The following is a 9,806-nucleotide window of genomic DNA, read 5'->3' as shown; positions in this document are numbered from 1 at the left end:
GGGCGTCTCCTCAGCCCTGGCGAACGCTGGCCCGGCAGGCGCCGCCGGCACAGAACGAGCATGGTCACGCAACTCGAACGGTGCGAGGGGATTCAGATCAACCACTGACGAATCCGGCGCATCATGATGGCGCGCCCTTGAGTGACCCGGCTGCAGCACCGAGGCACCCAGCATCGACCCACTGCCTCCGGTATGCGGTGCCAGGTGCTCGTCCCCCAGCATCATGGACTGCGCCTCCCATGGCAATGCACCCACTTGATGGGTGGGGGCCTGCATCAGCACGCGAGCGCCTGAATTGCCGATCTCGCTCAGCTGCTTAGCTTTCCCAGGGAGCTTCTCTGGCCGACCCAATGCCTTCTGCGGCCCGCTGTGCTGCGCAGCGGCGTCCCCAATGGCACGAGCCTCCATGCCGACTGCGTCTTCCGGACGAGCAGCAAGGGCAATTTCGCGCCCGAGTGCGGCGTACGGCGGGAACTTCCGGAGATGAGCTAGTGCACTGATCCACCGGTTACCACTGGAGTCCAAATAACGCCTGGCATCTTCATCCAGCGACCCCTCGTAAAGCCGAGCCGCAATCCCCGGCCTGTTGTTTTCATGCAGGTATTGACTGAAACGTCTAAGAGTAGCCGCATAGTCCTGAGTGGTTTTGGGATTCGGCCCGGTCGCAGGCGCTCCCTTGTACTCTTTGATGAGAGCCGCTTTGTACTCTTTGATGAGCACGGCGTCGGCAGGGTCGGGATTCAGGGCAGCGCGGCCCACCATTGGCGCTCCGCCCGCCGACTCTTTGAGACGACCCAGTGCTCTAGCCACGTTCGAGGAGCCACTCTCGCGCTGGTACTCCTTGAGATCCTGATCCAGCAACGGATCGTCAAGCCGAGCAGCAAATCCCGGCTTGTTATTATCAAAGAGCCAACGACCAAAGCCGAGAAGAGAATTTACATGGTCCGTGACCGTGCGCTCCCCGACCTTACCGGCATAGAGTGCTGACCGCAGCCCTTCGACAACGGTCGCATCGTTGGAATAAAGAGGACGCTTGTCGCGACCGGAGACCACTACTGGAGGATCTGGCTGCACCGCCGCCGGCATAGAACGAGCATGGTCACGCAACTCGAACGGTGCGGGGGGATTCAGATCAACCACTGACGAATCCGGCGCATGATGATGGCGTGTTTCCCCGGGAACAACGTCCCGTACGAACACCGAGTCTGGGTTGTCTTGGTCCGGCGCGACTGGAGCCAGGGCTCTGTCGTGCAACGCTCGCGCTGACTGGCCGAGCCGCTTGATCCGCTGGTGAAACGTCCCAACGGGGCTTTCCTTAACCGCGTCTCGCGCCTGTCGGTCCATGAGTTCAAAGTTCGTGAGATAATTTGCCGTTCCAGATGTATCGTCACCCATGAGTCGGGTTTGTAGTGCCTGCCGATTGACGACGAGGTTGTTGAGGTTCAGGTCTGGCAGGTCTGGCTGCCATCTTTGCAATCGCCCAACCAGCGCCCGCGTGCCGTCCACCACGTAGACTCCGCAATCCCACTCGTTGCTCTGCTGGGCGATGCGGGGTAAGTCCACGCGGGTCTCCAGGCTGGCGCCCAGCCTTTCTGCGAGGTGTTTTGCAAGCTTGTCATGCCATCCGCTGACGGAGTCATAATGATAGGCAACCGGCCGTTCCCGGTCGCTGCGATCAACGAACAGCAGCGACCAATGTTTGCCGCGCTCCGCAAGAGTCTTACCGCCATCGCTCACTGGCACGAACAGGAAGTCGGCTGTGTCGTTACCGTTCTGATTATGGACGATGCGCTGGAATGCGCTTAGCTTGTCGCTCTCGGAGCCCAAGCGCAGATGATAATTGGCTACGAGGGGATCCACGAACCGCGTCCGGGCGGCGAGTTCTGGATTGTTCCCCTGCAACTCCTGCTCCAGGAGCTGGTAATCCCTGTGGATATGTTCGTCGCCTAGCAATTGCAATGCGCCGAGCACCCGCCCGCTGGGGTCGCCGAAAACACCAAAAAACCCTTCGACCGCGGGGGACATCCCCTCAGGAAAGAGCTCTGGCGAGGCGGAATTCCCCGCCCGCAAGCTGGGAGGAGCGAATTCCGGTGGCCTCAGTGGCACCTCCTCGCTTGGTAGCAGGTTGCTCCTGTCCTGTGCAGCGATCCGCTCGTCCGGCGCGCGCTGGTCGCCGTCGCGCCAGATCAGGGGACGAAAGGACTCTGCGGGATCCGAGGCTTGGTGATGGTGCCCAGTTGGTACGAAAGACGATGGCAGAACAGCGGCGTCTTCATTAGCTTCCCCAGGGAGCTTCTCTGGCCGACCCAATGCCTTCTGCGGCCCGCTGTGCTGCGCAGCGGCGTCCCCAATGGCACGAGCCTCCATGCCGAGTGCGTCTTCCGGACGAGCAGCAAGGGCAATTTCGCGCCCGAGTGCGGCGGACGGCAGGAACTTCCGGAGTTGAGCTAGTGCAATGATCCTCCGGTCACCACTGGAGGCCTTATAGCGCTTGGCATCTTCATCCAGCGACTCCTCGTGAAGCCGAGCCGCAATCCCCGGCTTGTTGTTTTCAACCAGGTATTCACTGAAACGTCTAAGAGTAGCTCCATAGTCGTGAATGGTTTGGCGATTCGGCCCGGTCGCAGGCGCTCCCTTGTACTCTTTGATGAGAGCCGCTTTGTACTCTTTGATGAGCACGGCGTCGGCAGGGTCGGGATTCAGGACAGCGCGGCCCACCATTGGCACTCCGCCCGCCGACTCTCTGAGACGACGCAGTGCCACAGCCACAGTCGAGGAGCCACCACTGCTCTCGTACTCCTTGAGATCTTCATCCAGCGACTCCTCGTGAAGCCGAGCAGCAAATCCCGGCTTGTTATTTTTAAAGAGCCAACGACCAAAGCCGTAAAGAGAATTTACATGGCGCTTGACCGTTTCCTCCTTGGCCTTACCCGCGTAGAGTGACCTCAGCCCTTCGACAACGGTCGCATCGTTGGAATAAAGAGGACGCTTGCAGCCGCGACCGTCGGAGACCACTACTGGAGGATCTGGCTGCACCGCCGCCGGCACGGGGGAACGAGCATGGTCACGCAACTCGAACGGTGCGGAAGGATTCAGATCACCCACTGACGAATCCGGCGCATGATGATGGCGCGCCGTTGAGTGACCCGGCTGCAGCACCGAGGCACCTAGCATCGACCCACTGCCTCCGGCGTACGGCGCCGCGGCGTGTTCTTGTCCGCTCCCTTGCATCATGGGCTGCGCTTCCCATGGGGCCGCGCCTTCGATGAGGCTCAGGTCTCCCTGAGACGGATGAGGATGGAACGGGTCTGGCAGAGCCGGAACGCCGGGGGCGGGAATTTGGGCAGCGGCTTGGCGCGCCTCGCCCGAGCGCTGCTCAAAGCCCTCTTGCCCGGCCTGTGCCGCTTGCTCTTGAGATGCCGGGGGCTGCACCTGCCGCCAACCTGTTACATTGGATAGGTCAAATTTGTGCCGGTTCACGTTAGCCTCACGTCCACAGATCAGCTGAGCAACCTACTCGGGCATACTTACGAGAAGCTGACGAGGTCCGCGGTCCCGGAGCGGGTAGGCCTAATTTTCTGCGCGCCGATTGCGCTGGCGCGACGTAGCCCGGCCTTTTGCCAGCTCGGCAGCTACGGCTCGCAAAGAGCGTCGTAAGGCTTGCGGAGCCGCCCCTCAGCTCCCGTCGAGGAGCAATCCACAATTCACATATTTGGAGATGGCTCGCTGGTTTACCGGTCTGCGAGCCCTGCAAGCCCATGCTTCAGATGCCGCCCGTGCAGAGGTATTTCATTTCGAGGTAGTCCTCGAGGCAATGGCGGGAACCCTCCCGCCCGATGCCGGACTGCTTCACTCGGCCGAAAGGCGCGGCTTCCGACGACATGCGTCCCGTGTTCATACCACTATGCCATATTCCAAGGCCTCGGCGACACGCCAAACACGCTTCCGTTTGAGGCACAAATGTGGGGGAAGGCCGTAGATCGTGTCGTTGGCCTCATGCACGACCTATCCGCATCGTCGAAGCAATCACAGGCGCCAGCCGCCCGAATGTCTCTTTCTTGCGCGATGGTCATCTCGCTGGAGACAGGACCGATAGTTCGACGTGCCATTCGCGCGATGCGTTTGCCCCCGCATCGATTCTGCGGCCTTTCGCGACGGCATGGGATTCGATTTTGGCCAGAGCCTGCCTGTCGATCAGCGCACCGATCGCCACTCCGGAGCAAAGCCCTCGCCAACGATAAGTGGCGGACTTTCTCCACGAACTCTCGACAAACACCTTCGTGAACGCCTGACTGGACGGGGGTAGCCATGCCGAACAGGTCGCATAACCACGCCATCGTTCGGCGACTGCAGCCGCGAAGCGTCTCGAACACATCGGCTCGATGCGGTTGCGTCCAGAATGCATCAGCGAGCGGCGGGAGTCTTCGCTATATTCGCCCCCGACATCCCGAAGTCCACCAGCTTGCCTGCCAAAAAGGGGTGTTGCATGAATAAACCCGCTTTCGTCGCCGTCAGCCGCGTGCCCAGGAAGGACGACAGTCTCCATAGCAAGAATGCGAGATGATCATCGTATTCAGCGGCAGCGTGCCGGCGAAATTGGGTGTTCGGCAAGCCAAATAGCGCGATGCAGAAGGATGGTGAGGATTTCGCGTCCGCCACTGCGATGCATAGAGCCACCCTTCGCAACCGACCAGCGCAACAAAGCTCGTTATGCGGCGCGTAGGTTCGTAGACGCTTATCCAGTATCGAGATAACAAGGCCGCTGCGCAGGAACGAACTCTGAGAGCGCACCCTGCGAGAGGTTGCGCTTGCTGACGCGGCTGTGGAAGAAGCAGGGGCTCGCGCCGAAGCGCATGATCACCGACTAGCTTCGCTCGTATGGAGCGGCAAAGCGACAGATGATGCCGGACGTCGAGCACCGGTCGCACAAGGGGTTGAACAACAGAGCGGAGAATTCCCATGTGCCGCCGCGAAAACGGGAGCGGATGATGCAGGGGTCCGATCGCCGGGAGGCCTGCAACGCTTCGTCTCGACCTTGTCAGCCCTCCGCAACCTCTTCGTCCCCCGCCCCAAACGTTCTGCTCTCGCCATACATGTTCATCGCTTGCAAGCCATCGCCGAATGGAAGGCCGTGACTGGAACGCCCGCAACAATGGATTGCTAACGGCGAACTCATGCTGGTCGGCAAGGCGATACTGGCTGGAGCATCAACTCGGCCGACGAGAATGGCCACACCATCCTAGACAGGATCGGCCGATATGCCCGGCATCGCCGCTCTGCAAAAAGCACAGCGGGCATCCAGACGTTGCCGGGTTGACTATGGGTGTCCGAACCGCGAAAAGAGGCCGCTCTTTATGAGTGGCGTGCGCTGGCAGTCTAACCCCAAGCCCCCCGCCCGGGCTGCCGGCGCGCTTCTAGGAACATCGAGGTAGATGACGAGACTCCGAACTACATTTCCAAAGCTATCGGTGGATTCACATTTCAAGCCCAATCGATTTCCTACAGCCAGGCGCGAACGTTCGATTGGAACATTCAGAATTCACATCAAGGTGCACCGCTATTGCGTCCCGAACAGGTTCGGCTGCTCGATGACGACTACGAGATTGTTCTCATCAAAGGTCTGCCACCATTAAAATTGAGGAAGGTGCGATATTTTTCGGATCGCATTCTGAAACGCATCTTTGAAAGCCAGACAGGCGCCCTCCCGGAGCCGGCGCCCTTGACGGGAGCAGAGGAGGCGCTCTCCGCAGAATCTCAACTCGATGACCCGCTGTGTGAATTGGCGCAGGACTTTGACGATACAGTTTGATGTGAGGCTAGTATGAACCCGCGAAATAGTAATCCATCCCCTGTAACAGCTTTGTCGCAGGTGCAGGACGCCGGCTTGGAAGACGGGCAAGCGGTCCAGGCCCGGCGAGTGGGCTTTGAGCAGCACGTGTCCGAGGCGCTCCGGCCGCTGTTCGATGGTCGAGCTGACGAGCCGCCTACCGGTCCAGAGGAGCTTCTGCGACTGGAAAAGGGGTTCCGCGAGGTGCTTCAGCGAGGGCAGGATCATCAAGCCGCCTCGTCTTTTTTCAGCGATCCAAGGATGCCCGCTGGACGGGATGACCCCAAGGGAAGCGTGTCGGACGCTTTGGCAGCAGCCGGCTCTAGGCACGTCGGAGTCGAGGCCGCCGCCCCGCCAATGTTAGCTGCCAGCCAACAGCAGATCCGGCCCTCGCCAGTTGCGTTTGACCGGCCGGTATCATCCTCGGCTGCTGCAGGCGTGCGCTTGTATGCCCCTTCGATGATCTCTCGGAAGACCAGTTCCGAAAACTGCGATCAGTTGCCCGCCTTGTGCTGCCGCCTCGCCGTCGGGGTCGAAACGCCCGCGAATCAATGGAAGGTCAGCGGGCCATGGGGGCAGAGTGCGACGGCGTCTACACCGCCTATTTGAGGGGAGAGGTACACTTGGCTTTCCTGTTCCAGCAGCATCCGGCCGCACACCGACGCGATGGGGAGCTAGAATTCAAATCGGACCTTCGCAAGGCACGCACCGCGGATCAAACGCCGTTCGTTTGGGAAAAATGGCTCAGTACCGACAAAGCTTCTGTAATGGCCCTAGTGGCCTCGGTTGCGCTCTTGGTCGCGATACAGTGGCGAGACCCCCAGATCAACGAGGCGGTCCTAAGCGAACTGCGGACGATTCAGATCAACTACGCATTGCTCCAGCGAGACGTCGCCCGCGCCGACATGGTATTGGACTTCCGTTCCGTTGCTTCTACCGGGCAAGCATTAAAAAGGAACCTTCAAAACTACCAACGCCTTGTTGAGATTTCGCGCAATGAGAGCTCCGGGGTGCACTCCAGGTTGGTTGCACAGCTCAAAAATTCCCTCGAAAACACAGAAGCTGCCATCTCGGCCTCGGCCGCGCAAAATGAGCTTCTGCAAAGCTCTCTCGTACGCTTTGCTCGCTCGGCTAATCGCCTTCGGGGGGGAGTGTCGAACAGGCCTGAATTTTCCAATCTGATCCTTCAATTTTCGGCCAGACCGGGATTCAGCCTCGCATTACAAATCGATCAGTCTCTCCGCCGACTTCCTCCTAGCCAGGACCAAGTCACGGAGGATGTTGCCCGCGAGGGCCGCGCTATCCTGTCCTCAATGTTGAGGTTGGACCGCGCTGTCAATCGGATCCCATCCTTCGACACGTTCGCCAAGGCTGCCGAATTGGAGCGAGAACATCTGAAAGCCTACAGCTTCGCCAGCGCGCAAGCGCAGCGTACACGACTTTTCTTTGGCTTGGTGTCCATATGCCTCTGCTTGTTTGCGACCATTCGAGCCTCCACGCTGCATGTGCGGACGAACCGGTTGGAAAGGCGGTTAGAGCTTGAAGCGGCGATGAGTGAGATCGAAGCTTGTTTCATCGACAGTCAAGCAACGAAGGCTTCGCGGCGCTTCTCCACCGAAGCAGCGCTTAGACTCATTCAATGCGTTTTCGATGCCGATCAATGCGCGCTTGCTCTGGTGGATCCGAGTATCAGCAGGAATACCGAGTACTTTGTCGCGAACAAGCGCATGCGCGTCTGGAACGCCACGCTAATCCATGAAGTCGTCTCACTTGTACACCCGGAACAGCCAGTGTTTCGCGTCGTTCCGGCGTCGGAAGTGGTTCGGACTGCCGTAGGCACTACCGGTGTTTGTCAAATTGTTGGTTGCAGGGCCTCCGACCAGCAGGCTGCGGTTTGTATCCTTGTTTTTGAAGGAGATCGCTCACCACCATCCACAGACGACCTCCTGGTTCTGGCGAGCGCTACTGTGCGTTTAGGCAACCATCTTGAAATGCAACGTGTACACACGGAACGTAACCTTTTTGAGAGTCGATGGGAGCATGCGGAAAGGCTGACGGCTGTCGGCACAATCGCAAGCGGCGTTACACATGAATTCAATAATGTTCTAGGAGCAATAGTCGGCTACGCAGAGATGGCTAAAGGTCTTGTGCGTCGCCCCTCGAGAATTCGGGGCCACATCGGCCAAATTATCTTGGCCAGCAACCGAGCCAAACTGATTATTGATCAAATTTTGTCACTAAGCCGAAATCGGAAGCGCGTGACGATGCCTTTCGACGTCTCGGAGAGTGTAATGGATCTCGCGCCATTGCTGCGGGTTACACTTCGTGCGGATGTTCAGTTGAACTTCAAGATCAACGAGTCGCAAACGGTGATCGAGGGCAGCCCGACCGAGATACAGCAGATCCTTATGAATCTATGCAAGAACGCGTCGGAGGCTCTCTTGAATGAGGGCCGTGTCGAGATTAGCGTTTCTCGCGCTCACGTCTGTCAAACGAAGCCCGTGGCTAAGGGCACCTTGAAACCGGGAGATTACGTTCTCCTCTCCATCAGCGACGATGGCCAAGGAATCGCAAGTTCGGTGCTTCCGCATATCTTTGAGCCCTTTTTTACCACGCGCTCTCGCGTCGGCGGGACCGGACTGGGTCTTGCTGCAGTGGACCGCCATGTGAGCGCGCTCGCAGGATGCCTTGACGTCACCTCGGCTGTTGGCCGAGGTACACGCTTCGATCTCTACTTACCGGCCTGCGCTGAGGAGCAGGTCAGAGCTGATAGCGCTTTCGGCCCATGCGATGGATCACTTGGCAACGGAGAAATCATTGCAGTCGTTGACGCCGATCCAGCAGCGTTGGAGATCTACAAGGATAAGATCGCCGCGCTGGGTTATAAGCCGGTCGGCTTCGCGACCTTCGAGAGTCTTTGCGACTGGATCGAGAGCGGGAAGGCAGCCGACCTCCTAATTTTCGATAAAGCGACTTTCCTCGGGCCAGGACAGCCCGAAGCCGTACGTACCACCCTGATGACGGTGCCCATCATCGTCGTTGGTGGAAGCGACCCCATGCCGATCACATCTGGTAATCAGACCTTCGTCCTTTGGCTAGCCAAACCGGTCTCGTCCAGGACGATGGAGCATGCAATTCGTAGGATGATAATGGCATGATGCCGCCGACGCGCTCAGGATGCCGAGCTACCGAGGCAGTCGGAGGCGGAGCCGGCTGGGATCCAGCAAATACAAGAGCGTCGGACGATCTCTGCGCACCCGGCTCATGGCGAGTTCCCCTCGAACACTGTCGTCGGCTCCGCCCAAGGAAGGGCTCCCCGACCACGGCAAACCTGCCGCCGTGCTCGTGACCGTCAAGGACAAGTCGCCGCGCGATGGGGTCTGCGGGCCTCCATCCTTGACAAGTCACTGCGCGCTGGCGGCGACAGGCAACGGGTAATATAAGGTCGGGACGAGGAGATGGTCGCCAATCGGTCACGCAAGATGGTTGACGAAATGACTCGAGAGCAAAGCTTGACAATCATCGCCCCATTCACGCCAGACTTCTCCTGTGCGTTCATCATCGGCTACGGCTCCTCGCTGCCCCGACAAGGCTATCGCCGCCCGGCCGGGCAAGCGATATCCAAGGTTCCGACGTGTTCCTTTCATGCTAGATTGACCTAGGCCCCGGCAGGGCGGGAGCATGAGGCTGGGTTCTCGGTCGCGGATCTGTGAGGCAAGCACGGGGTAAGCGACGGCTCGACCCACCATTGGGAAGGCCGGCTTCGGCACGGAGGTGCGGCCTCGGCGTTGAGAGGCATCGGATCGGGTGTAGCAGGACTTTCGAACTAACTGCCGACAACACACTGGATAGGCTGTTCTCGTCGTTCGGTCCAGTTCACCAACGCCTATGCCGAGGTAGTGTGCTGAGAGTTCTGCAAATTCGCTGAGAGAGGGCGGTCATGGCAGGCTGGTGATGTTCAACGTCACCGATTCCCGCG

At 59.3% G+C, this 9,806-nt stretch carries 2 protein-coding genes and 3 pseudogenes; 3 read left to right on the top strand and 2 right to left on the bottom strand.

Translation table 11 applies throughout. The annotated features are described in order from the left end of the window. Together NKH97_RS32855 and NKH97_RS33410 are read right to left on the bottom strand one after the other, a co-directional pair. On the bottom strand, positions 1-3,105 hold a 3,105-nt coding region (locus NKH97_RS32855), incomplete at its 3' end, for a Ulp1 family isopeptidase (protein ID WP_352799880.1). A 658-nt stretch (positions 3,106-3,763) separates the two neighbouring features. After that, positions 3,764-4,298 (bottom strand): annotated as a pseudogene (locus NKH97_RS33410) (aldehyde dehydrogenase family protein); the annotation flags it as partial. A 507-nt stretch (positions 4,299-4,805) separates the two neighbouring features. Here NKH97_RS33410 and NKH97_RS32845 point away from each other — a divergent pair. The 3 genes and pseudogenes from NKH97_RS32845 to NKH97_RS32835 form a co-directional block, all read left to right on the top strand. Further along, a pseudogene (locus NKH97_RS32845) lies at positions 4,806-5,164 on the top strand (DDE-type integrase/transposase/recombinase); the annotation flags it as partial. 267 nt (positions 5,165-5,431) lie between these two features. Continuing rightward, positions 5,432-5,809: pseudogene (locus NKH97_RS32840) on the top strand (type IV secretory system conjugative DNA transfer family protein); the annotation flags it as partial. Positions 5,810-6,450: 641 nt separating this feature from the next. After that, on the top strand, positions 6,451-8,985 hold the full coding sequence (locus NKH97_RS32835; protein WP_352799878.1) for a two-component system VirA-like sensor kinase: 2,535 nt from the start codon (positions 6,451-6,453) through the stop codon (positions 8,983-8,985). Positions 8,986-9,806: the final 821 nt, after the last annotated feature.

It is taken from the genome of Mesorhizobium sp. M0870 (assembly GCF_040319775.1).
Lineage (GTDB): Bacteria > Pseudomonadota > Alphaproteobacteria > Rhizobiales > Rhizobiaceae > Mesorhizobium.
Note: the sequence above shows the minus strand (reverse complement) of the source record. Positions and strands in the feature narration are given on the sequence as shown.